Source organism: Paenibacillus tyrphae (genome assembly GCF_027925525.1).
GTDB lineage: Bacteria > Bacillota > Bacilli > Paenibacillales > NBRC-103111 > Paenibacillus_G > Paenibacillus_G tyrfis_B.
Genome location: NZ_BSDJ01000012.1, coordinates 46,885 through 72,266, shown reverse-complemented (window position 1 = coordinate 72,266; position 25,382 = coordinate 46,885). Strand labels below are relative to the sequence as shown.

The 25,382-nt window shown below is 52.5% G+C and carries 32 protein-coding genes and 1 tRNA gene; all 33 read left to right on the top strand.

The window, feature by feature from the left end; translation table 11 throughout:
* Positions 1–48: 48 nt before the first annotated feature.
* The 33 genes from rpsA (at position 49) to aroH (ending at position 25,273) form a co-directional block, all read left to right on the top strand.
* Entirely contained in the window at positions 49–1,266 is a 1,218-nt protein-coding gene (gene rpsA / locus QMG93_RS16405) for a 30S ribosomal protein S1 (protein ID WP_281938245.1), read from the top strand.
* Positions 1,267–1,317: 51 nt separating this feature from the next.
* The gene (fni, locus tag QMG93_RS16400) at positions 1,318–2,373 is read left to right on the top strand and encodes a type 2 isopentenyl-diphosphate Delta-isomerase (protein ID WP_281938542.1); all 1,056 of its coding nucleotides are present in this window, start codon (positions 1,318–1,320) and stop codon (positions 2,371–2,373) included.
* Between the two features lie 207 nt (positions 2,374–2,580).
* On the top strand, positions 2,581–3,084 hold the full coding sequence (locus QMG93_RS16395; RefSeq protein WP_281938244.1) for a hypothetical protein: 504 nt from the start codon (positions 2,581–2,583) through the stop codon (positions 3,082–3,084).
* A 43-nt stretch (positions 3,085–3,127) separates the two neighbouring features.
* Positions 3,128–4,042 carry a YIEGIA family protein gene (locus QMG93_RS16390; protein ID WP_281938540.1) on the top strand — a complete coding sequence of 305 codons (915 nt, stop codon included), beginning with the start codon at positions 3,128–3,130 and terminating at the stop codon, positions 4,040–4,042.
* Between the two features lie 4 nt (positions 4,043–4,046).
* Positions 4,047–4,229 carry a capping complex subunit for YIEGIA gene (locus QMG93_RS16385; RefSeq protein ID WP_281938243.1) on the top strand — a complete coding sequence of 61 codons (183 nt, stop codon included), beginning with the start codon at positions 4,047–4,049 and terminating at the stop codon, positions 4,227–4,229.
* A 154-nt stretch (positions 4,230–4,383) separates the two neighbouring features.
* Positions 4,384–5,706 (top strand): ribosome biogenesis GTPase Der, encoded by a 1,323-nt coding sequence (gene der / locus QMG93_RS16380; protein ID WP_281938241.1) that lies wholly within the window; start codon positions 4,384–4,386, stop codon positions 5,704–5,706.
* Between the two features lie 12 nt (positions 5,707–5,718).
* Positions 5,719–6,318, top strand: a complete 600-nt coding sequence (gene plsY / locus QMG93_RS16375) for a glycerol-3-phosphate 1-O-acyltransferase PlsY (RefSeq protein WP_281938239.1) — start codon at positions 5,719–5,721, stop codon at positions 6,316–6,318.
* 24 nt (positions 6,319–6,342) lie between these two features.
* On the top strand, positions 6,343–7,392 hold the full coding sequence (locus tag QMG93_RS16370) for an NAD(P)H-dependent glycerol-3-phosphate dehydrogenase (protein WP_281938237.1): 1,050 nt from the start codon (positions 6,343–6,345) through the stop codon (positions 7,390–7,392).
* Between the two features lie 82 nt (positions 7,393–7,474).
* The gene (locus QMG93_RS16365; protein ID WP_281938235.1) at positions 7,475–7,753 is read left to right on the top strand and encodes a stage VI sporulation protein F; all 279 of its coding nucleotides are present in this window, start codon (positions 7,475–7,477) and stop codon (positions 7,751–7,753) included.
* Positions 7,754–7,866: 113 nt separating this feature from the next.
* A complete protein-coding gene (locus QMG93_RS16360; protein WP_054977389.1) occupies positions 7,867–8,046 on the top strand; it encodes a DUF2768 family protein in 180 nt (59 codons plus the stop codon).
* A 15-nt stretch (positions 8,047–8,061) separates the two neighbouring features.
* Positions 8,062–8,355 carry a 2Fe-2S iron-sulfur cluster-binding protein gene (locus tag QMG93_RS16355; RefSeq protein ID WP_036680700.1) on the top strand — a complete coding sequence of 98 codons (294 nt, stop codon included), beginning with the start codon at positions 8,062–8,064 and terminating at the stop codon, positions 8,353–8,355.
* Between the two features lie 27 nt (positions 8,356–8,382).
* Positions 8,383–8,997, top strand: a complete 615-nt coding sequence (locus QMG93_RS16350; RefSeq protein WP_281938231.1) for a nucleotidyltransferase domain-containing protein — start codon at positions 8,383–8,385, stop codon at positions 8,995–8,997.
* Between the two features lie 17 nt (positions 8,998–9,014).
* Complete coding sequence (locus QMG93_RS16345) at positions 9,015–9,356, top strand: 2Fe-2S iron-sulfur cluster-binding protein (protein ID WP_216792217.1); 342 nt, start codon at positions 9,015–9,017, stop codon at positions 9,354–9,356.
* Entirely contained in the window at positions 9,356–10,081 is a 726-nt protein-coding gene (locus QMG93_RS16340) for a hypothetical protein (RefSeq protein WP_281938228.1), read from the top strand. Before QMG93_RS16345 ends, QMG93_RS16340 begins: the two co-directional genes overlap by 1 nt.
* A 254-nt stretch (positions 10,082–10,335) precedes the next feature.
* Complete coding sequence (gene spoIVA, locus QMG93_RS16335; RefSeq protein WP_063183861.1) at positions 10,336–11,814, top strand: stage IV sporulation protein A; 1,479 nt, start codon at positions 10,336–10,338, stop codon at positions 11,812–11,814.
* 194 nt (positions 11,815–12,008) lie between these two features.
* A complete protein-coding gene (locus QMG93_RS16330; RefSeq protein ID WP_010494971.1) occupies positions 12,009–12,281 on the top strand; it encodes an HU family DNA-binding protein in 273 nt (90 codons plus the stop codon).
* Between the two features lie 166 nt (positions 12,282–12,447).
* A tRNA-Pro gene (locus tag QMG93_RS16325) sits at positions 12,448–12,521 on the top strand.
* Positions 12,522–12,698: 177 nt separating this feature from the next.
* Positions 12,699–13,607, top strand: coding sequence for an HPr(Ser) kinase/phosphatase (gene hprK, locus QMG93_RS16320; protein ID WP_281938224.1), 909 nt, complete (start codon positions 12,699–12,701; stop codon positions 13,605–13,607).
* Between the two features lie 192 nt (positions 13,608–13,799).
* Positions 13,800–14,726 (top strand): phosphatase PAP2 family protein, encoded by a 927-nt coding sequence (locus QMG93_RS16315; protein WP_281938222.1) that lies wholly within the window; start codon positions 13,800–13,802, stop codon positions 14,724–14,726.
* A gap of 88 nt (positions 14,727–14,814) precedes the next feature.
* The gene (gene mtrB / locus QMG93_RS16310) at positions 14,815–15,036 is read left to right on the top strand and encodes a trp RNA-binding attenuation protein MtrB (protein ID WP_216792213.1); all 222 of its coding nucleotides are present in this window, start codon (positions 14,815–14,817) and stop codon (positions 15,034–15,036) included.
* A 107-nt stretch (positions 15,037–15,143) separates the two neighbouring features.
* Complete coding sequence (locus QMG93_RS16305) at positions 15,144–15,665, top strand: hypothetical protein (protein WP_281938219.1); 522 nt, start codon at positions 15,144–15,146, stop codon at positions 15,663–15,665.
* Between the two features lie 89 nt (positions 15,666–15,754).
* A complete protein-coding gene (locus QMG93_RS16300; protein ID WP_281938217.1) occupies positions 15,755–16,618 on the top strand; it encodes a heptaprenyl diphosphate synthase component 1 in 864 nt (287 codons plus the stop codon).
* Between the two features lie 10 nt (positions 16,619–16,628).
* Complete coding sequence (locus QMG93_RS16295; RefSeq protein ID WP_281938215.1) at positions 16,629–17,369, top strand: demethylmenaquinone methyltransferase; 741 nt, start codon at positions 16,629–16,631, stop codon at positions 17,367–17,369.
* Between the two features lie 4 nt (positions 17,370–17,373).
* The gene (locus QMG93_RS16290) at positions 17,374–18,249 is read left to right on the top strand and encodes a UbiA-like polyprenyltransferase (RefSeq protein ID WP_281938213.1); all 876 of its coding nucleotides are present in this window, start codon (positions 17,374–17,376) and stop codon (positions 18,247–18,249) included.
* Positions 18,246–18,851, top strand: a complete 606-nt coding sequence (locus tag QMG93_RS16285) for a UbiX family flavin prenyltransferase (RefSeq protein WP_281938211.1) — start codon at positions 18,246–18,248, stop codon at positions 18,849–18,851. Before QMG93_RS16290 ends, QMG93_RS16285 begins: the two co-directional genes overlap by 4 nt.
* A complete protein-coding gene (locus tag QMG93_RS16280) occupies positions 18,844–19,707 on the top strand; it encodes a menaquinone biosynthetic enzyme MqnA/MqnD family protein (RefSeq protein WP_281938210.1) in 864 nt (287 codons plus the stop codon). The genes QMG93_RS16285 and QMG93_RS16280 overlap by 8 nt, the downstream gene beginning before the upstream one ends.
* Positions 19,704–20,678, top strand: coding sequence for a polyprenyl synthetase family protein (locus QMG93_RS16275; RefSeq protein ID WP_281938208.1), 975 nt, complete (start codon positions 19,704–19,706; stop codon positions 20,676–20,678). Before QMG93_RS16280 ends, QMG93_RS16275 begins: the two co-directional genes overlap by 4 nt.
* A gap of 241 nt (positions 20,679–20,919) precedes the next feature.
* Entirely contained in the window at positions 20,920–21,363 is a 444-nt protein-coding gene (ndk, locus tag QMG93_RS16270) for a nucleoside-diphosphate kinase (RefSeq protein ID WP_281938207.1), read from the top strand.
* An 18-nt stretch (positions 21,364–21,381) separates the two neighbouring features.
* Positions 21,382–22,161 carry a CheR family methyltransferase gene (locus tag QMG93_RS16265; RefSeq protein ID WP_281938205.1) on the top strand — a complete coding sequence of 260 codons (780 nt, stop codon included), beginning with the start codon at positions 21,382–21,384 and terminating at the stop codon, positions 22,159–22,161.
* A gap of 83 nt (positions 22,162–22,244) precedes the next feature.
* The gene (locus QMG93_RS16260) at positions 22,245–22,409 is read left to right on the top strand and encodes a hypothetical protein (RefSeq protein WP_167336427.1); all 165 of its coding nucleotides are present in this window, start codon (positions 22,245–22,247) and stop codon (positions 22,407–22,409) included.
* A 204-nt stretch (positions 22,410–22,613) separates the two neighbouring features.
* Complete coding sequence (gene aroC, locus QMG93_RS16255) at positions 22,614–23,777, top strand: chorismate synthase (RefSeq protein ID WP_281938201.1); 1,164 nt, start codon at positions 22,614–22,616, stop codon at positions 23,775–23,777.
* A 17-nt stretch (positions 23,778–23,794) separates the two neighbouring features.
* Positions 23,795–24,892, top strand: coding sequence for a 3-dehydroquinate synthase (gene aroB / locus QMG93_RS16250; RefSeq protein ID WP_281938200.1), 1,098 nt, complete (start codon positions 23,795–23,797; stop codon positions 24,890–24,892).
* Positions 24,893–24,895: 3 nt separating this feature from the next.
* Entirely contained in the window at positions 24,896–25,273 is a 378-nt protein-coding gene (aroH, locus tag QMG93_RS16245) for a chorismate mutase (protein ID WP_216792201.1), read from the top strand.
* The last annotated feature ends 109 nt before the right edge of the window (positions 25,274–25,382 follow it).

The following is a 25,382-nucleotide window of genomic DNA, read 5'->3' as shown; positions in this document are numbered from 1 at the left end:
TCCAAATACATTACACGTTGTCAGGTTGTTTAAGGAGGGTAATTGGACATGTCAGAAGAAACAAAATTCGATCAAGAAGTTCAATCCGCAGAGGTATCTCAGGAAGAGTCCATGGCGAATGTCAACATTATCAAAAAAGGCGACATCGTTACTGGCAAAGTCATTAAAGTGGATGCGGATCAAGCGGTTGTCGACGTAGGCTACAAATACGACGGCATCGTGCCAGTGCGCGAGCTTTCGTCCGTCCAACTGGATAATGCGGAAGAGATCGTACAAGTCGGTCAAGACATCGAGCTGAAAGTTGTTACTATCGATGACAACAAGGAAAAGCTCGTGCTTTCCAAACGCGCTATCGACAGCGAGAAATCGTGGGAGAAGCTTGCAGCCGATATGGAAAACAAAACGATCCTCGAAGCGAAAGTGGCCGAAGTGGTTAAAGGCGGTCTTGTCGTTGACGTAGGTCTGCGCGGATTCGTTCCGGCTTCCATGGTTGAGCGCACGTTCGTCGAAGATTTCAGCGATTACAAAGGCCGCACGCTGCGTCTGCGCGTGAAAGAAATGGACCGCGAGAAAAACAAAGTCATTCTTTCTCAAAAAGACGTGCTGGATGAAGAGTTCGAAGCGAAAAAGCAAGAAACGATCTCCAAACTGTCGGTCGGTCAAGAGCTGACGGGTACGGTTCAACGCTTGACGCAATTCGGCGCATTTGTCGATATCGGCGGCGTAGACGGACTCGTTCATATTTCCGAGATGGCTTGGCATCATGTCGAGCACGCGTCCGAAGTCGTGAAGGAAGGCGACCAAGTTCGCGTTCAAGTTCTGAAATTGGATCCGGCCAACGAGCGCATCTCCTTGAGCATCAAAGCTACGCAACCGGGACCTTGGGAATCCGTAACGAACAAGATCAATATCGGGGATATCGTCACCGGTACCGTTAAACGGCTCGTTCAATTCGGCGCGTTCATCGAAGTGGCTCCTGGCGTTGAGGGCTTGGTTCATATTTCCCAAATCGCACACCGTCACATTGCAACGCCGTTCGAAGTGCTGAAGGAAGGTCAAGAGGTTCAAGTGAAAGTGTTGGACATGAACCCAGGCGAAAAGCGCATCTCGCTCAGCATCAAAGAGACGGAAGAAGCGCCTGCCCGCGAACCAAGACCTGAAAGAGAACGTGCGCCGAAACGGGAATCCGTTTCCCACGAAGAGCTTCAAGGCCTGAACCTGACACTCGGAGAGCGTTTTGGCGACAAGCTGAGCAAATTCAAGTAAACCGCTGTCTATAGACGAAAAGAGGAATCAGGGGTGCGCATACCGCGAAAAATGGAGCATGTTCATCATGCGCTCCGGCTCGGGCAAATCGGCGAGCAGGGGTTCCGCGATATCAAGCTGGTCCATAATTGTCTCCCCGGTATTTCTTCGGAATCCATAGCATTGCATACCCGAATCGGCGAACTCTTATTGAGCTCGCCGATTGTTATTAATGCCATGACCGGAGGAGCCCGCGAGACCGAAGAAATTAACCGAGAGCTTGCCGTTGCCGCTCGAGAGACGGGACTTGCCATGGCGGTAGGCTCGCAGATGGCCGCCATCAAAAACCCGGAGACGGCTGAAAGCTACCGTATCGTAAGAAAGATAAACCCGCGCGGCATCGTATTTGGCAATCTTGGCAGCGAAGCGACGTTGGAGCAAGCGCTAAGAGCGGTGGATATGCTGCAAGCCGACGGGCTTCAAATCCACCTGAATGTAATGCAGGAGCTGATCATGCCCGAAGGGGACAGAGATTTCCGGGGAATGCTGGAGCGGATCCGGACGATCGTCGAACGGGCGGGCGTTCCCGTTATCGTCAAGGAGGTCGGCTTCGGCATGGTGCGGGAGAGTGCCGAGAAGTTGATTGGCTGTGGAGTCGGATGTATCGATGTCGGCGGATCGGGAGGCACCAATTTCGCCGCAATCGAGAATGCCCGACGTGATCTGCCGATGGATTGGTTGAACGATTGGGGCTGCAAGACCAGCATCGCGCTATTGGAAGTATTGGAGGCTAAGCGTCGCCTGAACCGATCGGACGTTGCGATCGTGGCGACAGGCGGCATTACAAGCGCGCTTGAGATTTGCAAAGCATTAACGCTTGGAGCCTCAGCGGTCGGTATGGCTGGAGCCATGCTGCGAGTGCTGCGAACATCGGGAACCGAAGCGCTGATCGGACAAATCACGTCATGGCATCAAGAGCTCCGGCTGCTGATGACGGCGTTGGGCGCATCCCGTATTGAAGCTCTGCATGAGCTTCCGATCGTTATTACGTCGGAAACGGCAGAGTGGTGCTCGGTTCGGGGAATCGATATCTCCACCTACGCAAGGCGATCGGGCTACGCTAAGTAATTGACTAAAACTAAATAAAGAAAGCCATACTAAGGAAAAAGAGGAACAAGCTTTTTCTGCGGGTGAGAGCGAATGAATGCGGGTTACGTGTCCTTATTGCTAATCGTCGTTGCGCTGATTTTGTTCGCCAGTGGCTGGAAGAACGTCATATTAAGAGGTATTACTCCTACGAGTCTACTTCTTTTTTTTATGCTTTGGATATTGTTTATGCGGTGGAGCACAGATTGGGGCGGGATTCGGGTTTTCGGCTGCACGCTGCTGCTGCTGGCTGGTTCGCTCTGGGTCATGGTTCGCACGCCGAGCTTTTTGTATCGCTTCCATTTACTTTCCATCGCCCTGCTGCTCGGTTCGGTTTATTTCTTCATGAGAGAGACGCTGCATCTGATGCCCGCGGTCATCTGGTTCAGCTCGGAGTGGACCGTTGCCGCAAGCGTCGGTTTTTTGGCTGCGGCTCTGCTGCGGTGGCCGCCACTGCAGATCGCGGGGCTGTCGCTCGGACTGTTGATCGGCGACGTAATGTCAGCCTGCGCGCACCGGGAACAGATGGCGATGACGCTGGGGCAAACGGAATTTCAGGATGTATGGTGGCTGACGGCCTTTGCGGCCCGAGGCTGCTCTCTGCTGCTGGAAGGGACGGTCGCGGGGACGAAGCTGGTATTTAATCGTATGCGGCAAATGGTTAGGTCGGGCAGAGAGCCCGAGAACGATTGATTGGCAGAAGCGGTTGCCCAAGAAGGAAGGAGACGTGATCGACGTGTGGGCTTGGCTGGTGGAGCAAAAATATACCGTAGGAATCATATTGGGCGTAGTGTTCGGTGTGCTGGCCCGGCTGACGATGCTGCGGACCGATTACCGGCAATATCCGACTTATCCTCACGGCAAAATCATTCATCTTTCCTTGGGTGTCATCGCAGCAGGGCTTGGCTCGGTTGCCGTCCCTTCGCTGCTGGATAAGAACTATACGGCCATGACGTTTTTGGCGATGGCGGCGCAGCAGTTCCGGGACGTCCGCAATATGGAGCGCCAAACGCTGAGCAAGATCGACAGCCTGGAGCTGGTACCGCGGGGAGCAACCTATATCGAAGGAATAGCGATGGTATTTGAAGGACGCAACTATTTAGTCATTTTTACCGCGTTTGCCACGGCGTTCTTCGGTATCGTGTTCCCCTGGTATTGGGGGATTGTGGCCGGCATTGCGGCAATTCTGATTACCAATATGTTCAAGACGGGCAAAACGTTGTCCCGCATTGCAAATGTAAACATCGGCCAAGTGCGGCTCGACGGACCGAATCTGTTCGTAGACGACATTTATATCATGAACGTAGGATTAAGCGATACGCAAAACATCATCCGGAAAAAAGCGATCGGTATTGTGCTTGTGCCCAAAAACAAAAATGCAAGAGTCACCCTGGCTAACCCGGGACAGCGGCAGGCGCTGCTGCATGACGTGTCAACGATTATGGGCGTCCATCGTGACGAAGGCGAACCGGCGCTCGTTCCGTTGGCCAAGCTGGATATGGATGACGGGCGGCTGGCTGTGCTGCTGCTTCCGCAGGAGCAAGATCCGGAGAAAGCCCGGCAAGTCGCGATGAACTCGCCGGTGCTGGAAAGCGCAGTGCGGATGCCGAGCGAAGCGCATGTGCAAGCCGGCGGAAAAGCGGGAGGATAGAGCTATGGGACAAATTATGGCGGTGGTGGCTACGGAAGCAAACCGGCAAACGGTGGCCGGCGGAGCTCCCATCTTTATTGCAGACGATACCAATCATCAGCAGAAAGTAGCCTTCAAGCTGGAAAAAATTTTGGATGCGGCGGCCCACGATTTGGAGAACGGAATCGTTATTTTGGTGAAGCATTAGCGGTTAGAAGGCTGCCCGCTAACGTTTCGTTCATTTACTTGTGAATTCGATTTTGATATAATATCAGAGCTTGCAAGCCTTGAAATAAGGCTTGTCTTTGTACATAACGTCACATGAAGCAACATTGCGGTAGTCGAAGAAGGGAATGAAGTGCATGGCAAGACCAATCGTAGCGATTGTCGGCCGTCCGAATGTGGGCAAATCTACGGTGTTTAACCGTATTATCGGCGATAAGTTGGCTATTGTGGAAGATAAACCGGGGGTTACCCGGGACCGGCTGTACGGCAGGGGGGAGTGGCTGGACACCGAGTTCAGCGTCATCGACACCGGCGGGATTGAGATCGAAGGGGAAGATCAGATCATGAAGTCCGTACGCATGCAAGCGGAGCTTGCCATTGAGGAAGCGGACGTCATCGTGTTTATGGTGGATGCCAAAGCAGGCATTACACCGGCTGACAGCGAAGTTGCGGAAATGCTGTTCCGGGCGAAAAAGCCGGTTATCGTTGCCGTTAACAAAGTGGACAATCTGAAGCGGATGGACGATATTTACGAGTTCTACAGCCTCGGCTTCGGCGACGTGGTCGGCATCTCCGGCTCTCACGGCACGGGAATTGGCGACCTGCTTGACGAGGTGATCAAGCATTTTCCGGACACGAGCGAGGAAGAGTACGGCGAGGATGTGATCAAGGTCGCATTGATCGGCCGGCCGAACGTCGGGAAATCGTCGCTCGTCAACGCGATCCTGGGAGAAGAGCGCGTCATCGTCAGCAATGTCGCCGGAACAACGCGTGATGCGATCGATACGCCTTTTGAGAAGGACGGCCAAAAGTATGTCATTATCGATACGGCGGGGATGCGAAAGCGCGGCAAAGTATACGAGACGACGGAGAAGTACAGCGTGATGCGCGCTATGAAGGCGATCGAGCGGGCGGACGTCGTGCTGGTCGTTATCGATGGCGAGGAAGGCATTATCGAGCAGGATAAGCACGTAGCCGGATATGCGCACGAGGCTGGCAAGGCGGCGATCTTCGTCGTGAATAAATGGGATATTGTGGAAAAAGACGACAAAACGATGCATCAGTTCACTCAGAAAATCCGCGACCATTTTTTGTTTATGACCTATGCTCCTGTCGTGTATTTGTCTGCCAAAACGAAGCAGCGGCTGCATAAGCTGTTCCCGGTCGTGACCAATGTTGCCGAGCAGCATGCGGCGCGTGTGGCGACGCACGTGCTGAACGACGTCGTGTCCGATGCTGTAGCCATCAACCCTCCGCCGACGGATAAAGGGAAACGGCTGCGTATCAATTATGCAACGCAGGTGGCGGTCAAGCCTCCGACCATCATCTTCTTCGTCAACGATCCAGAGCTGATGCATTTCTCCTATCAGAGATATTTGGAAAACAAAATTCGCGGCGCGTTCGGTTTCGAGGGGACGCCTCTACGCATGTTCACGCGTCGCAAATCGGACGACGAATAGGAGAGAACCGCGGTGACTAACTTGCTCTCACTTTTGATCGGTTATTTGCTCGGCTCGATCAGCTTTAGTTATTTGGCAGGCAAAGTGCTGAAAGGCATCGATATACGTGAACACGGTAGCGGGAACGCAGGGGCTACGAATACGCTGCGGGTGCTCGGCAAAGGGCCGGGCATCGCAGTGCTTCTCTTGGATGTATTGAAGGGCGTGGCGGCCGTCTGGATCGGCACATGGCTGAGCGGGAGCGATCCGCTGTTTGAAGTGCTCGCGGGGATCAGTGTCATCGTCGGACATAATTGGCCCGTGTTTTTTGGGTTTCGGGGAGGCAAAGGCATAGCTACGACGATCGGAGTGATGGCGACGCTAGCCTTTCTGCCTGCGCTTATCGCCGGGATTGTTGCTTTTGTTTCCATTGCTATTACGCGTTACGTTTCTCTGGGATCTCTATTGTTTACCGCACTTTTGCCGATCTTAATATGGTTTATGGTCGATTCCCGGGAGATTTTCGCGCTCAGCCTGCTTCTATTCGTATTCGCTTGGGTCAAGCATCGGAGCAATATCGTGAAGCTGTTAAAAGGACAAGAGAACAAGCTTGGTGCCAAAAAACAAGTTTGACGAAATAGACGGAGGTGTTCGTTCATGCCGGTTTCCGGTAAAACTGCCGTGCTGGTAGCGGGAAGTTGGGGAACGGCCATTGCCTCGGTACTGGCGGATAACGGCCGCGACGTGCTGTTGTGGTCGCGCAACCGCGATCAGGTACGGGAAATTAACGAGGAGCACCGCAACAGCCGGTTTCTGCCCGAGGTTTTGTTATCTTCGCGGATTCGGGCGACCGATTCGATGGAGGAAGCCGTGAAAGATGCGGAAGCCGTCGTGGTTGTAGCGCCGTCCTCGGCCATGCGGGATATCGCCGGTCAGCTTAAGCCGCATTTGAGCTCCGATTCGCTTTTGGTCCATGCGACCAAAGGATTCGAAGCCGGCAGCTTAAAGCGCATGAGCGAAGTGTTGGCGGAAGAGCTGCCGTCGTACGATTCGAACCGGCTGGTCGTACTATCCGGACCAAGCCATGCGGAAGAGGTTATCCGGCAATGCCCGACAACGGTTGTCGTGGCTTCGCTGGACAAAGAAGCCGCCGAGCAAGCGCAGGATCTGTTGATTAACTCCTATTTTCGCGTATATACGAACCCCGACGTCATTGGTGTGGAGGTTGGCGGCGCGCTTAAAAATATTATCGCGCTCGGCGCAGGTCTCAGCGACGGGCTGGATTTCGGAGATAACGCCAAGGCTGCTCTGCTTACCCGGGGATTGGCCGAAATCGCCAGACTTGGGACGGCGATGGGGGCGAGTCCGTTGACGTTCGCGGGATTGGCCGGAATCGGAGATTTGGTGGTTACGTGCACGAGCAGGCACAGCCGCAACTGGCGGGCCGGGTCGATGCTTGCGCAGGGACATTCGCTGGAAGAAGTGCTTCAGCGGATGGGAATGGTCGTAGAAGGCGTCAAAACGACGCAGGCCGCCTATCAGTTGTCCCTCCGCTATGAGATTTCTATGCCGATTACGGAACAGCTGTACCACGTTCTGTTTAACGGGAAAAACCCGAAAACGGCCGTAGAGCATTTGATGGGACGGGGACCCCGCCACGAAACCGAAGAAATCGCCGACGATTCTCAAAACGGATGGCTTCGTTAAGGCAATCGCCTATACCGATGGCAACTTTTCCACATATACTACCTCAGGCTTTATTGCATAACCAGTCTGAGGAGGGACAACGATGGCAGATAAAAATATGCCGAAAGACGTGCTCAATGTGGTTAAGAAAAAAACCGGTAAAAGCGTCTCCGAGAAAGATATATACAAGCTTGCGAGCGGGGTAAAGCCGTCCACGCTGCAGAGCGATACGCAGCTGCGGCAGCTGATTAAGCAAGTTGCGGGCCTTGTGAAAGTTCCCGTTTCGGATCAAACGACAAACGAGCTGATCCAAGCCATCAAAAGCAGCAAAGTGAGCACGGACAATTTGGAACAGCTCATGAAGATGATCATGAAGAAGTAAGGTGACATTTTTAACAGTTTTATGGCATGAGCCGCCGGTCAAGCGCGCTTATGCTTTTTTTATGTTATGATGGAGTCAATTACGTTACCAAGCTAGGGGTTGGAAAATTTATTATGTCGCCGTTGGACAAAATGTGGGCATCTTTTATTGCGATCGGTCTCATGGTTCTCGCTTCGCTGTTGATCACATTTGCGAGAAATAAAACGACGGGCATTGTCCGATTTGTGCTTTCGTTGGTCGCGTTCTTGATGTTTATCCCGATCTTTATTTATATGGTCGTATCCCTATTGTAAGGAGTCTGGCAGCTTATGATAACTTTAAAAGGACGCAGAGTAACGAAATCGATTGAACCGGTGACCGGGTTCACGATCTTGGATTTGGCGCTGAAGGCGGAAGTGGACTGGGGTTTCTCCTGCATGCGGGGCACTTGCTCCCGTTGCCGCTGTCAAGTAAGCGAGGGCATGGAGCATTTGAACGCTCCGACGGACGAGGAGCTGGACAATTTGGAGCCGGACGAGCTGGAGCAAGGCTTTCGGTTAGGCTGTCAGGCGAAAGTAAAAAGCGAGGGCGCGATCGCGGTTGCGCATAAGCCTTATTTTTGACTATTTTGCTTAGCATAGGATGATAAGATGAATACTCAACAACTTGGCACGGTGCCGGAACCGCTTAAGGAGATTTTTTTCGAGCTTGAAGTACATACACGGGGATCTGACTCCACATGGCTGGTCGGCGGCAGCACCGGACTGCTGCTGCAAGGCGTGCAGCTTGCCGCGCAACCCCGGGACTTGGATTTATACGCTGACCAGCGTGCTGCGGAGGATTTGCACATGGCACTCCGGCGGTACGCGACTGATGAGCAGACGGAGAGCGAAACGCCCATTTACCGGTCGATGCTAAGCCATTATGAGATGAACGGTGTCAAGGTGGAGCTGGTCGGGGCCTTCGAGGTACGGGCGATGGACAGCGAATATCGCGTGGAAGCGGAGTATTTGGCACGGACGCATGCGCTTGCTGTTCCGTATAGCGAGGGAAAGACCGTCCGGCTAATGCCGCTGGCCCACGAACTGGTGTTTAACGTACTGAGGGACCGCCCGGACCGTTACGAAGCGATTGCAAGAGTGTGCCAAGCCCAGGAGCCGGAGCGTCACAGGCTGGCTCTCGATGATTTGATGGCCCGCAACCGCTTTAGCGGGGAGCTCTCCGACAGGCTGCGTACGCTGCTCGACCCGAAAGCGACTAGGTAACCGGAAGGAGGGCGCGTATGGCTGCGAAAGTCACTTTTTTACCTGACAACAAAACGTTTGAAGCAAGACCCGGCACGACGCTTCTGGACGCGGCACGGCGCGCCCGCGTGCATATCCGTACCCGGTGCGGGGGCAAGGCGGCTTGTCTGATGTGCAAGGTTCGCGTGACGGAGAATGCCGGCACGGGGCTGGCTGAGCCGAACCGCAACGAGGAGCTGAAGCTTGGCGGCTTGCAGCAGGACGGCTATCGTCTCGCTTGTCAGGCGAAAATCACCGGGCCTGTTACCGTGCTCGTGCCGGAGGATCCGTTAAAGAGCGCTATACGAAAGCAGTTGGAAAAGCAGGAGGAGGAATGGTGATGAAGCGTTGGCTGCAGGCGGCGTCTTTGCTGCTGGTCTGCACGCTGCTCGGCGGCTGCATGTATCCGAAGGAGATGCGCAAGGAGAACCAGATCGCGAGCGGCGAGTATGTGATCGTCGTTCAGAACGCGATCGATCAATATAAGGCGAAAACCGGTGTGCTGCCAATCAAAAACTTCGAGGCGACCACGCCGCTGTATGAACAAAATCCGATCGATTTCAAAAAGCTGAAAGGGCGTTACCTTAGCGAAGTGCCGGCCAATGCGTTCGAGAACGGCGGGACGGCGACCTACGTTCTGATCGATGCGGAGACGAAGCCGACGGTCAAGATGATGGATTTGCCTTCGTTCCAGCAGACGGTCGAACTGCAGCAGGAGGTGGATCGTTACAAATCGAAGACGGGCACGCTGCCGACGGGAGAAGCGGTCGCTCCCGGCTTTTTCGCCATCGATTACGCCAAGCTGAATCGGAAGCCTCTGGAAGTGACCAGCATGTATACGCGCTCGGTAAAGCTTCCGTTCCTGATGAGCGAATCGGGGCAGGTCGCCATCGATTATGCGCCTGAAATAATGCGGCTTATCGATAAGAAACAGCTTCAAAGCAAGCTTGATGCCAAACAGGATTTGCGCGCGCTGCTTGTTCAGGAATCGTATTTCATCCCTGCGCGCTCGTTTGCTTACATGTGGAAAGACAATAAGCCGGTTCCCGTTCCGGAATCGTTCTAATCTAGCCTCTATCAACCTTCTAGCCAAGGTGATAGAGGTTTTTTTCTTGCCATAGCTAGAATAATCGTAGAATCTCCTACATATATTTGTCAGGGATGAAGTTAAGGACGCAAGCGGCGAACACGGTAAAGCCGGATTTCCGGCGAAAATTATTTCTGCGCCTGTCATCATATTTTGAACCGCCGTACATATATTTGTACTAGTCCAAAGCGTGTACGAGTTTCGTCTTAAACAACCTGTAGGAGGGATTCTCATTGGAAAAAGTGGATATCTTTAAGGACATTGCAGAGCGTACTGGCGGGGATATTTACCTGGGGGTCGTTGGAGCGGTCCGTACGGGAAAATCAACGTTCATCAAGCGCTTTATGGAGTCGATCGTGCTGCCGAACATCCAGAATGAAGCCGACCGGATCCGGGCAACCGACGAATTGCCGCAAAGCGCCGCCGGACGGACGATTATGACGACGGAGCCGAAATTCGTACCGAATAATGCCGTGCAGCTGCATGTTGCTGAAGGACTGAATGTCAACGTTCGACTGGTCGACTGCGTCGGGTATGTTGTCGAAGGCGCCAAAGGATATGAGGATGAGAACGGCCCGAGGATGATCAATACGCCGTGGTTCGATGAAGCGATTCCGTTCCAGGAGGCCGCGGAAATTGGCACGCGAAAGGTGATTCAAGAGCATGCGACGCTTGGTGTCGTCATTACGACAGACGGGTCGATCGCCGAAATTCCGCGTACCTCCTACGTTGATGCGGAGGAGCGCATCATTAACGAACTGAAAGAAGTCGGAAAGCCGTTCATCGTCATCGTGAACTCTACCCGTCCGCAGAGCGATGCCGTGATTGAACTGCGCAACGAGCTGCAGGCGAAGCACGACGTGCCGGTCGTGGCGATGAGCGTTGCCAATATGAGCGAGGACGACATGATGTCCGTGCTTCGCGAAGTGCTGTACGAATTCCCGGTTCACGAGGTCAATGTGAACCTGCCAAGCTGGGTCATGGTGCTGGAGGAAAACCACTGGCTCCGTTCCAGCTTCGAGAACTCCGTCCGCGAGACGGTACAGGATATTCGCAGGCTCCGTGACGTGGATCGGGTCGTCAGTCATTTCGAGGAATACGAGTTTATCGATAAAGCGGCGCTGGCCGGAATGAATATGGGGCAAGGGGTTGCGGAAATCGATCTGTACGCGCCCGACGAGCTGTATGACCGCATTCTTATGGAGGTCGTCGGCGTGGAAATCCGCGGCAAGGATCACCTGCTGCAGCTCATGCAGGATTTTACGCATGCCAAGCGGGAGTACGATCACTTCGCCGAAGCGCTCGAAATGGTTAAGACGACCGGCTACGGGATTGCTCCTCCGACGCTCGCGGAGATGGCGCTCGACGAACCGGAGCTCATCCGGCAAGGCTCCCGCTTCGGCGTGCGGCTTAAGGCGACGGCACCGTCGATTCATATGATCCGCGTCGACGTAGAGTCGGAATTCTCGCCAATTATCGGGACAGAGAAACAAAGCGAGGAGCTCGTTCGCTACCTGATGCAGGATTTCGAGGACAACCCGCTCAAAATCTGGGAGTCCGATATTTTCGGACGGTCGCTGCACTCGATCGTGCGCGAAGGCATTCAAGGCAAGCTGGCCATGATGCCGGACAACGCGCGCTACAAGCTCCAGGAAACGCTTGGACGGATTATAAACGAAGGCTCCGGCGGCCTCATTGCGATTATTTTGTGAGATGCTTCTCATTTTTCGTGAAAAATGCACTCCGAAGGGTGCATTTTTTGTGTTTGCACTTGAAAATGGTTAACGCGTGTATTACTATAATGTTGTTTCTTTCACCTTTGCATCGTTCCGAATGTATATTTTTCGGCGAAACGGTTAACAAAGAAAGTAACAGGACTCGTTTGTTTCGGGGGGAGGTGAATCGCATGAATAAATCCGATTTGATCAATAAGGTAGCGGAATCTACGGAACTCTCCAAAAAGGACGCAACCAAAGCGGTTGAAGCCGTATTCGAAGCTATTTCCGAGGCGCTTCAAAGCGGAGATAAGGTACAATTGGTCGGATTCGGCAACTTCGAAGTTCGTGAGCGTTCCGCCCGCAAAGGCCGCAACCCGCAAACCGGCGAAGAAATCGAAATTCCTTCCAGCAAAATCCCGGCCTTCAGACCTGGCAAAGCGCTGAGAGACGGAATCCAGTAAGCTCTTGTGGCTTTAAGGCTTTCTACATAATTTGAGCCGGTCGTCGGCTCGAAAAGGCGCTCGAATGCAGTTCGGGCGTTTTTTTCTTTTCTTTGGAAAAATCCTTTACAATCGATAGAGCATAAGATATAATACTCTTTGCCGGATTTTTTTACCGGATCATTTTCGGGGTATGGCGCAGTCTGGTAGCGCGCACCCTTGGGGTGGGTGAGGCCGTGGGTTCGAATCCCGCTACTCCGATAGCACGTTACGACCGAATCGCTTTCTTGACGGATACATCCGCCGGAGGAAGCGGTTTTTATTTTCTCCAAATCTAATCATACGTCGGGGACACCGAAGAGGGAAACGCTGTCTTGTGTAGAATTAGTTAGCAGATTCCGTTTGGCATAGTTGTAGAAGGCGAAGGGGGATGAACGGGTGAAATCTGTAACAGTAGAAGATTTGGTAAAACGATTTTCATTGGAGGTACTGGCCGGGGCCACGCAGCTCCATCGAACGATTCCCAAGACCAGAGTCCACCGTCCGGGGCTGGAATTCGTCGGGTATTTCGATTTTTTCTCGCAGTCCCACCTGCAGGTGCTCGGTAGCAAAGAAATCACTTATTTACATACGCTCACGGAAGAGGAACGCAATGAGCGGATCGGAAACATCGTGAAGTATCATCCGCCGTGTTTTGTCGTAACCCGCAATCAGGAAGGGCTTAAATATTTGATGAAATATTGTGAGGAAGAGGGCATTCCCTTACTGCGGACGCCACAGCCGACGAACAAATTTATCGAGCTGGTGGACGTTTTCTTGACGAAATCGATGGCGCAGGAGATTGCCGTGCACGGGGTTTGCGTCAACGTATCAGGGATCGGCATTCTGCTCCGGGGCAAATCCGGGGTAGGCAAAAGCGAAACGGCGCATACGCTCATACGGCGGGGCCACCGGCTGGTAGCGGACGATATCGTGGTTCTTAAAAAGATCAGCCCGGAGACGCTTCTCGGCACGCATAACGGTAAGACAAAAGAGTTTCTCGCCCTTCGCAGCATCGGACTCATCAATGTTTCCCGCTTATACGGCCGAAAGGCGTTTCAGGACGAGACGAGGATCGTTCTCGATATCGAGTTGACAAAGTGGCAGGACAATGCGCTCAATAACGAATTGGAGCTGGTTCCGAAGTTTTCGGATTATATGGATATCAAGATTCCGCATATCGAAATCCAGCTGCAACCCGGCCGGGACGTGGCCGGCTTGGTAGAAGCGGCAGCCAACAACTGGTATCTCCGGCAGCAAGGCTACAGCGCGGCAGAGGACTTTATGAAGCGTCTGCAAGAGGAATAAAAGAGCGAAACAGTACGAAACGCAATCGACACGGGACTTTGCCCCGTGTTTTTTAATTCTGAAGCTTTTCTTAAATGTAAAAAAATTATGAAGCAAAATCCTCGTTTTTTTGTTATACTTAGTTGACCTTATTTCACGAAATGGGCAGGCGACAAGCGGGTTAGGTACAGTATTTAGGGGGAGTTACCGAAAATGTCAGAGAAACTTAGACGATGGTCGAACGCAAACGATTGGACGATGTACGGCATACTGGCATCGATCTTTTTGATATGGCGTATCGGCGTGGTCGGGAATTGGAGCTTGGAATGCTGGGTCTTGCTTTTAATATGTCTGATGGGCGTCCGCAAAGATCAGATTGACGTCGATTGGAAACGTTTTTTTGTGGTAGGTATCCCACTTCTTGGCGTCTTCTATTACTTCTATGGCTCCGGCAACGAATTGTGGTGGAAAATTGCCAATTGGATGTTCGAAAACAATCGTCATGTATGGAAATGGGATGACATGATGAACAGCATCCCCTTTAACGATGCGGCATGGGCCCGGGCGATCAACCATCCGGTGTTCGACCGAATCATGGCTTGGATCTATAACTACGGTTTCGTGCTTTCGCTCTGGATCTGCATTCTCCGAAGCTATTGGACCAAGAGCGTAAAAAAGATGATGTCCTACGCCTTATCCGGACATTTGATGCAGTTTCCACTCATCATGCCGTTTTACAACTTGATTTTGCTTCGCGAGGTTTGGTGGGTCAAGGGGCAGCCTGACCTGCTCGCGCGCAAATTTGCTACGGAAAACGATATGCTGGTCAATGTCATGAACTGCTTTCCGAGCATGCATACGTCGATTTCGTTCGCTATGCTGCTGTTGGCGCTTCGGGAGAAAGACCGGATCTTCAAATATATGATGGTTACTTACTGCTCCGCGATTATTTTCTCGACGATGTATTTGCAGATTCACTGGGTGCTCGACGTTATTGCAGGCATGCTGTTTGCTTACGGTGTCGTTAAGCTTGCTGATTTGATCATCCATTTGGCTTCCAAGCTCGTACCGAGCCGTTTCAAAGGGTTCTACAACAAAAAAGATCAAGCCTACGCGACAGAGAAAACGGTAGCCGCCTAAGAGGGCGGCTTTTCTCTTGAGTTGACAGCACGAGTATTTTTCTGCATGATAAAGGTAATTGGACAGATTAGCCCCGGGGGGATTAAGGATGGACGCGAGTCAGAGTGAATATTTTGTGGTAAAAGCCAAGGAAAACGGAGTACAAGTCATCGGATTGACGAGAGGACAGGATACCAGGTTTCATCACACGGAAAAGTTGGATAAAGGCGAAGTTATGATCGCTCAATTTACCGAACATACATCAGCTATCAAAATCCGTGGGAAAGCGGTTGTGGTCACGAAATTCGGCATGATCGATACGGAGGAATAATTTTTCGGATAGCAGCAGGCATAGCCTGCTTTTTTTCGTTGTACAATGTAACAGACAGGGCATAAGCCAAGCATTCGGACCCCGTCAAAAGGAGGAAGCGGTTCGGGATGAAATGGGCACCTCGTTTGTTAATCATTACAGCCTTATCGATTGCGGTAGCGTCGGCTTTGTCTTATTTGTCACAGCTGGATGAGAGCCTTAGCGTGTTTCGAACCGTTAAAGCGCATCCCGTATCCGAAAACAATATTGTCGACGTCGTATCGAAAATGCAGCTTCATTTAAGAATTCGCCGGGTGGAAGTTAATCATGCCGTTGTGTCGATCGATTTGCTGGCTGTAAAAACAAGCGACAAATCCGACATGCTCAGCGATATGTACGAAGTGCCGACAATGATGTTCGCTTCGTCTACGAATATTAATCAGGTGTTGGTCCGCGTGCTGGATGCCTCCGGGGACCGGGAAGGGAATCCCCAGCCTTTGGCAGCGGTAGACGCCAGGCGGGAGAAATGGCTTCCGAACGAAGCGGGACTCCGCTCCAGAAACGCGGAAGAACTGCAGCAATATTTGGATACCCGTTTCCGGATGACGTATACCTCGAAATGGCAGGAGCGTTTTACTCCGAAAAGCTGATCCGGGTACATGCGAAAATAATTCGATTATGCTATAATAGTTTAGATTGCGAGTGAAGAGATTTTTCTTATCGGTTCGGAGGCTTACATATGAACACTTATCGGATTCCGGAGATGGCCAAGAAGTACACGGAGCATGACATGATTCAAAAGCATACGGATCTGCCGCTCTTTCCCGAATTCCGCACCCGGCTTCTGTATGCTTTTTTAAATAAACACAGCACATTAGCCGGCTACAGCGAACTTTATACGCTTGTGACATCCCTTGTACAGCTTGGCTTGGATACGCATGACATGGTCAGCGTAACCAACGACGCCAAGGAGCAGAAATCCGCCCGCTCCCGGCAGCTCAAGGTGCTTGCGGGAGACTACTTCAGCAGTCGCTTTTACTACCTGCTGTCTCATTCCGGACATATTGATTTGATCGGAATACTGTCCGCAGCGATATGCGAAGCCAACCGCCTCAAAATGAACCTGTACCTCAAGATGAAGCAGCTGAAGCTTACGGCGGATGAATACATTGGGCAGTCGGTCGAAGTGAAGACGCAATTGTTTCTTTCCTTCGCCAATCTGCTCGAGGAGCGTTTTTACGTCGTTTGGCCCGAGGTGCTTCGCCTGTTTACCCGCTGCGAGGTGCTGCTTCAGGAAATCGTCCGGTCCGAGTCGTCTCAGCCGTATCGGGATAGCTGGGGCTTTTGGCATGTTCTGCAGCAGGCGACACGGGAAGAAAAGAAGCTGCTGCAAATCGAGGAGCCGGACCCGACAAAATGGCGCCCACTGTGGTTGAAGTACAAGGTAACGCCGCAACTGCACCAAATGCTCGACGCCTGCATGAAGGAGCTTCAGGACAAGCTGCAGTCGCTCGAACCGGAGAAATTAGGCAAAGAGCTTCTGTCGATCGGTGAACCGTTCCGCCGGTATTTATCGGCCCCGCAGGCGACACAAGAAGTTTGAGGTGATACTTATGGAAATGAAGTCAACCAAGGAACAGTTCGTTCACTCCGTCTTCGAAAGCATCGCGCCGAAGTACGATTTGATGAACGACATTTTGAGTTTCCGCCGGCATAAAGCTTGGAGAAACTTTACGATGAAGAAAATGGACGTGAAGCCGGGAGCAACGGCGATCGACCTGTGCTGCGGTACTGGTGATTGGACGATCAGTCTCGCTAAAGCGAGCGGCGCCGGTAAGATCGTAGGCCTCGACTTTAGCCAGAACATGCTGGATGTAGGTGAGGAAAAAGTCAGGCGGCTCGGAATGGACGAGCAGATCAAGCTTGTGCAAGGCAACGCCATGGCGCTTCCGTTCGAGGATAATTCGTTCGATTATGCGACGATCGGCTTTGCGCTTCGCAATGTGCCTGATCTGGTCAAGGTCATCGAAGAAATGCAGCGGGTGGTGAAGCCTGGGGGAATGGTTGTCTCGCTGGAGCTTTCCAAACCGACCTGGAAGCCGTTTAAAGCGATTTACTTTTTTTATTTTCAAAAGGTTCTGCCGCTGCTCGGCAAACTGATCGTCAAACGGTACGAGCAGTACAAATGGTTGCCGGAATCGCTCAAGAACTTCCCGGACCATAAGGAGCTCGCCGACATTTTCCGAAAGACCGGTTTGACCCGCGTCGAGGCTTACCCACTGACCGGCGGGATCGCGGCGCTTCACATCGGCATTAAGCCGCAAGCGGCAAATGGATCTAAGGGAGATGTCTGACAACATGGTATGGAGAAAGACCAAAATCTTTTTGGAAATGATCAAAATCGAGCATACGCTCTTCGCGCTTCCATTTGCTTTCATGGGAGCGCTCCTCGGTTCGGTAGTAAGCTTTAACCATCTTCCGTCATGGGGGCAGATTGGCTGGATTCTGCTGGCGATGATTGGGGCGCGGAGCGCAGCTATGGGGTTGAATCGGGTCATCGACAAAGTGTTCGATGCCAAAAATCCGCGGACGGCGATGCGGGCCATACCGGCCGGCTTGATTTCTTCAAAAGAAGCTATCATTTTTATTATTATTTCGTTCGTATGCTTGTTCTGGGCGGCCTATCACTTAAGCCCGCTGGCGATGAAGCTGCTGCCGGTTGCCGTATTTTTTCTGGTGTTTTATTCTTACACGAAACGATTCACGTGGACATGCCACTTGATTCTGGGGATGACGGTCGCGCTTGCGCCGCTGGGCGGCTGGATCGCCGTGACAGGGGAGTTTTCGCTGGCGGCGCTTGTGTTTTACGTAGCCATCGTCTTTTGGCTGGCCGGCTTCGATACCATCTATGCGACGCAAGACGTCGAGTTTGACAGAAAAGAAGGGCTGCATTCGATACCGGCCCGATTCGGCATTCCTAAGGCGCTGCTCATCGCTCGCTGGTTTCATATCGTCACTGCGGCAGGTTTGATCAGCCTGTTTTTTTTAACGGATTTGAGCTGGGTCTACTTGGCCGGGGTGCTTGTCTCCTACGCTCTGCTGATGTATGAGCATCTGATTGTAAAGCCGACGGACCTCACCAAATTGAATACGGCCTTCTTTACGATGAACAGTACGCTTAGCATCTCGCTGTTCGTATTCACCCTGATCGATTTGGTGGTGTTTACCGGGTGAAAAGACCGTGGGTAATCGGCATTACCGGGGCGAGCGGTGCAGCGTATGGCGTGCGGCTTTGCCGCTTTTTGCTGTCGGCAGGGGAAGACGTTCATCTGATCGTAACCGATGCAGGTTGGCGCGTGCTAAAGGAAGAGCTCGGCTGGGACGCCTCGAAGCGGCAGGAAAGCGTTCGTCTGCACTTCGAGTCGGATAACTGGCCGGGGAAGCTCGAATACGTGCCTGTGCAGGATATCGGCGCGAAGACGGCCAGCGGCTCGTTCCGGACGCAGGGCATGGTGGTTGTGCCGTGCTCGATGGGCACCTTGTCCGGCATCGCGAACGGCGCCTCGGATAACCTGCTTGAGCGAACCGCGGACGTGATGCTGAAAGAAGGGCGCAAGCTGATTATCGTGCCGCGGGAAACGCCGCTGCATGCGATTCATCTCGAAAACATGCTGAAGCTGGCAAGGCTTGGCGTACGTATCCTGCCGGCGATGCCGGCGTTTTATCAAGGTCCGCAGACATTAGACGATATGATCGATTTTGTGGTCGGGAAAATATTGGACTGCATGGAGATCGAACATCAATTGTATAAAAGATGGGGTATGCCAAATGACTAACAACCAGGCGTCCGTGCGCATCGGCCGTATCGACTTCACCAATGTGTGGCCGCTCTTCTATTACTTTCCTTTCTCTTCCTTCGGCAGCGATCTGGAGGTAACGCAACAGGTGCCGTCGGGGTTGAACCGCGCCATGGCCGAAGGACGAATCGATATCGGAGCCATTTCGTCATTTGCGTACGGAGAAAATTTTGACGAGTATTTAGTATTTCCCGACATGTCGGTCAGCGCTTTCGGACAGGTCAATTCGATTCTTCTGTTTCACCGAAAACCGCTCGAGGAGCTGGGAGATGCGAAAATTGCGCTGCCGACGACTTCCGCCACCTCGATCAATTTGCTGAAAATTATTTTAACCAAGTTTTACGGGCTTCAGCCCGAGTACGAGTACGCGGCTCCGGAGCTTGAACCGATGATGAAGAGCGCAGATGCCGCGCTGTTGATTGGCGATCATGCGATTCGGGCAAGCTGGGAAAAGAACGGATATCTCGTTACCGATCTCGCGACGGAATGGACACGTTTAACCGGCCAGTGGATAACGTTTGCCGTCTGCACCATTCGGAAGCAAACCGTGGAACGGTACCCGGAGCTTGTCAGCCGTATCTATGAGGCTTTTCTCGAGAGCAAGAGCAAGTCGCTTGACGATCCGGCAGCCTTGGTTCGTGACGCGCAAAAGCTGATTGGCGGGACGGAAGCCTATTGGCAGCGTTATTTCTCCGAACTGTGCTACGAATTCGGTCCGAAGCAATGGGCCGGGCTCTCGTTATATTATCAGTATGCCGCAGAGCTCGGCTTTCTGGAGCGGAACGTTCCTCTGCAAATATGGAAAGACAATTCTGTAGTACGGGTGACGGAATGAAACTGTTGGATTTATATGCTAAATTAAAAAAAGATATCAATTTGATTGAGAAAGAGCTGGAGCGAAGCATCGATGTCGATCATCCGGTGCTTCGCGAAGCTTCCCTGCACTTGCTGAAAGCAGGCGGTAAGCGGATTCGTCCGGTATTCGTACTGCTTGGCGCCAAGTTCGGGCAGTACGATCTGGGGCGGGTCAAGTACGTAGCCGTGCCTTTGGAGCTGATTCACATGGCTTCGCTTGTGCACGACGACGTCATCGACGATGCGAACACGCGGCGCGGTCAATTGACGGTCCGCTCCAAATGGGACAACCGGGTTGCCATGTACGCTGGGGATTATATTTTTGCCAAAGCGCTCAGCATTGTCACCCAATTGCCGGACCCGTCCATCCATCGGATCATGTCCAATGCGTTGGTCGAGATGTCAATCGGAGAAATGGAACAAATCCGCTTCTTCTTCCATACGGGGCAGACCGTTCGCGACTACATGCTGCGCATTAAGCGCAAGACGGCACTGCTGCTTGCGATCAGCTGCCAATTGGGAGCGATTGCGGCTGGTGCTCCGGAGCAGACGGCCAGACGGCTGTACGATTTCGGGTATTATACCGGGATGGCGTTCCAAATCCGGGACGATTTACTGGATCTGTGCGGAACGGAGAAAGAGATCGGCAAGCCGCCGGGCAGCGACATTAAGCAAGGAAATATTACGATTCCCGTCATCTTTGCGCTTCAGAATCCGCAGCTTCGTCCGGCTCTCCTGGAAGAAATCTCGCGCATCGAGGCCTGTGACGGGCAAACCGACATCACTTCGTTTTTGAATATGATCCGGCGCAGCGAGGGAATCTCCCGCGCCGAAGCGATGGCGTCGGCATACATAGATAAAGCGATTCGTTCCCTGGAGGGCTTGCCCAATATCCAGGCGAAAAAAGATTTGGTCAGTATTGCTCATTTTGTGGGGAACCGTTCTTATTAGGAGCTTGGTTTGACACCGTGAAGAACTGCATTCATCTGTAAGTTAGTCGGGTAAACATTGTCACTCCACCGCTCTTGAAATTCAAGTTGTCATCAATTTACCTTGCGGTAACAACTTGATTTCAAAGGCGGCCGTAAACTTTCCGTGACAATCTTTACCCTATGCGGATGATGAATGCCTAAAACTAACTCCAAAACCAATCTCCTAATAAACTTTATTATAGTGGTAGGAGGAGAAACACATGGAAAAAACGTTTTTGATGGTCAAGCCTGACGGGGTGCAAAGAGGGCTCATTGGGGAAATCGTGCGCCGCTTCGAACAAAAGGGGCTGCAATTGGTTGCGGCCAAGCTGGTGCAGGTCAGCCGTGAGCAAGCGGAAAGGCATTATGCGGAGCATGTGGGCAAGCCTTTTTTCGATAACTTGATCAATTTTATTACTTCTGGGCCCGTATTTGCAATGGTTTGGCAGGGGGATCAAGTGATTGCGCTGTCCCGGACGATGATCGGTAAGACGAATTCTTTGGAAGCGCTGCCCGGTACGATCCGTGGCGACTATGCGGTCCATACGAATTTGAACTTGATTCACGGATCCGATTCCCCAGAAAGCGCCGAACGGGAAATTGCAAACTTTTTCCACCCGGAAGAAGTGCTCGATTACAGCAAAGCGATACAAACTTGGATCTGATAAGGCGGGGATGGCGGCATGGAGGATAAAGATTTCCTGTTATTCATCAAGAAAGTCAAGGACTACACGTCCATCGACTTGTCCCAGTATAAGGAAGCGCAGATGAAACGCCGTCTGACTACGCTGCGGATGAAAAAGGGATACACGACGTTCGCTTCGTTTTTCGAGGCGATGACGAAGGACAAGGAGCTGTTTTACGAGTTTCTGGATCGGATGACGATTAACGTCTCTGAATTTTGGCGCAATCCGAACCGTTGGGAAGTGCTGGAACAGAAGTTTTTGCCGGACATGCTCCGCAAATCGCGCAAGGTCAAATGCTGGAGCGCCGCATGTTCCACAGGGGAGGAGCCTTATACGCTGGCTATGATCTTGGCGGAGCTGAACGCGCAGGACAGCGTGGTGCTGGCGACCGATATCGATGATGGCGCTTTGGAAAAAGCGAAGAAGGCGGTTTATTCGGACCGTTCGGTGCGGGACGTGCCGGCCAAGTATTTGCAAAAATATTACCGTCAGGAAAATTTGACTTACCATATTGCGGATCCGCTTAAAAAATCGATTCGCTTTCAAAAGCAAAACTTGCTGGTCGATACGTTCGATACGGGGTTCGATTTAATCGTGTGCCGCAATGTGATGATCTATTTTACAGAAGAAGCCAAGCACTTATTGTATCATAAATTTGCCAATGCGTTGAAGCCGGGCGGCATCTTGTTCGTCGGCAGCACCGAGCAGATTTTCAGCCCGGCCCAGTACGGACTTGAATCTGCCGAAACGTTTTTTTACCGTAAAACGGAAGCGTAATGAATAAACGTTTCCATACGATCCCATACTATGAATAAAATGTAGAAGATCCTTTATGCCTGAAAAGCAGCAGGAGGAATCGCATGGATAAACGTAAAGTCATCAACGCTTACCGTCGGGGCTTCATCTCGGTACAGGAATGCGCCCAAATTCTCGGGATCGATTCGCTGCAAATTATGGGGTTGGTTCATGATCCGCAGACTCAAGAACGCCCTCAAGTGTTAAAAAAACAACCGGCCGGAGGCTGACGTACCTTCGTCCGACACGGAAAGAAGCGCAGTCATCGGCTACATGCCTTTGGCCGGCGCTTCTTTTTGTTGTTGCATATTCTTGTCAAAGCCGCAGGCCTATACTATAATTAGCACATGACTCAGCACATAAAAGCGCTAAAGCGTTTTGAAAGAAAGAAAGCTTACGCTTTTCATGGGATAGGATGAAAGGAGAAAAATCAGGTGAGATATTTAACCGCAGGGGAAACGCACGGACCACAATTAACAACTATTATTGAGGGATTTCCAAGCAACGTAACGATCGATTTCGAAGCGGTGAACGAACAGCTCGCGAGACGGCAGAAGGGCTATGGGCGGGGACGCCGCATGCAGATTGAGAAGGATACCGTCAACATTGTCGGCGGCGTGCGCCACGGCAAAACGACCGGCGCCCCGATTGCACTTGTGGTGGAGAACAACGATTGGAAGCATTGGACTTCCATCATGAACATCGAGCCGATCGAAGGCAATGACGAGTCGAAGCGCCGGGTGAATCGCCCGCGTCCGGGGCATGCCGATTTGAACGGCGGTTTGAAATACAATCAGCGCGATTTGCGCAACATTCTCGAGCGCTCCAGCGCGCGGGAAACGACGATGCGCGTAGCTGTCGGCGGCATGGCTCGCGAGCTGCTGAAAGAATTCGGCATCAAAGTCGCCGGTCAGGTGATTCGCATCGGGGAAGTGGAAGTAGAGCGGCAGGAGCTGCCGATCGATGAGTTGATCCGCATTACGGAGGAATCCCCGGTGCGGGTGACGGATAAAGAGGCGGAAGCGAAAATGATTGCAGCCATCGACGCGGCCAAGGACGACGGCGATACGCTTGGCGGGGTCGTCGAGTGCATCATCGAAGGCGTGCCTACGGGTCTCGGCAGTCATGTGCAATGGGACCGCAAGCTGGACGGACGCATTGCGCAGGCGGTGCTGTCGATTCAAGCGTTCAAGGGCGTAGAATTCGGGATCGGGTTCGAAGCGGCCAAACGCAGAGGTTCGTCCGTCCACGACGAAATCATGCACGACGAGGAGCGCGGGTTTTATCGTGCGACGAACCGGGCAGGCGGCTTTGAGGGCGGTATGACGACCGGCGAGCCGATCGTCGTACGCGGCGTCATGAAGCCGATCTCGACCCTCTATAAAGCGCTGCAAAGCGTAGATATCGATACGAAGGAAGCGTTCACGGCACAGGTGGAGCGCTCCGATACGTGCGCGGTGCCGGCGGCCGGCGTCATCATGGAGAACGTCATTGCTTGGGAAGTGGCGAGAGCGTTTATGGAAAAATTCGGCGGCGATTCGCTGGAGGAAATCCGCAGAAATTACGAGAGCTACTTGGAGCAAATCAAAACTTACTAAGCGGGAGAGCCGGATTTATGGTCAGAGAGCTAACGGTAGACCTTGGTACGAGGTCCTACCCGATTTATATCGGAGAGGGCCTGCTCGCGGATATCGCCGCGTACTTCGAGAAGCACAGGATTAGCAAAGCCTCTCCGCTGCTTGTCGTAACCGACGATCATGTGGCGAAGCACCATCTGAAGCCGGTCCTGGACCGGTTGGCGGAAGGCGGCTTTACAGCAGTATCCTACACCGTTGCGGCAGGCGAGAAGTCCAAATCGCTCGCAGTGTTGGAGGACGTCGTCGGCGCCTGCTTGCAGGCAGGACTGGACCGCAAATCGACGGTCGTTGCGCTTGGCGGAGGCGTTGTCGGGGATTTGGCCGGGTTTGTGGCGGCTAGTTACATGCGCGGCATCCGGTTTGTGCAGATCCCGACGACGATTCTGGCTCATGACAGCAGCGTAGGCGGCAAGGTCGCCGTCAACCATCCGCTGGCAAAGAACATTATCGGCGCATTCCATCAGCCGGAGATGGTATTGTATGACACGTCTACGCTGCTCACTTTGCCAGATCGGGACGTACGCGCTGGATTGTCGGAAATGATCAAGCACGGGCTGATCTGGGATGCGGAATTTACCGCGTGGTGCGAAGCGAATGCGGAGAAGCTCATCGGGCTTGACCCGGAAGCGCTCCAATATGGTCTGTACAAAGGCTGCGCCGTCAAAGCGGCGGTCGTGTCGAAGGACGAGCGGGAAAACGATCTTCGCGCTATCCTGAACCTTGGGCATACGATCGGTCACGCGCTGGAGGCGGTGGCCGGCTACAACGAGCTGCAGCATGGCGAAGCGATCTCCATCGGCATGGTTGGCGCGGCGATGCTGTCGGTACGTATGGGCAATCCGGAAGAGATTCTTAAGGTAACCGAACGCATTTTTAAGAAGTTCGGCCTTCCTACGCGCATTCCGGCGCACTTCGATACCGAGGCGATCATGCGTGCGATGATGCACGACAAAAAATTCAGCGAAGGCCGCATGGTTTATATCATTCCGACGGCCATCGGCAAAGTCGAAATTAACAAGAACGTATCCGCGGAATGGGTCAAAGAGATCGTGGATCGGTTAAAACGGGAGGACTGACCGATGTTCGTAAGAGGAATCCGCGGAGCAACGACCGTGGAGCGCAACGAAGAGAATGACATTTTAACGGCAACAACAGAACTGCTCAATCAAATTATCGCGGAAAACGGGATCATTCCGGAGGAAATTGCCAGTGTATTCGTTACGGTGACGCCGGATTTGACAGCGACGTTCCCGGCACGGGCCATTCGCCAGATGCAGGGCTGGGACCTAGTCCCGCTGATGTGTTCGCTCGAAATTCCGGTAGAGGGCGGCTTGCCCCGCTGTATTCGTTTAATGGTGATGGTCAATACGGACAAACAGCAAAATGAAATCATCCATGTTTATCAAAGAGAAGCGATGCGGCTTCGTCCCGATTTGTCCAAATTGACAAAAGCATAATTGAGGTAGTATAGTTGATACAACGAGTTTAGCAGATAAGAGTGAGTAAGCAGTAACAGAGCAGAGTAGAGAGTTAGCCTAGTTCAGTTTGAGATGAGAAGAGAGAAGA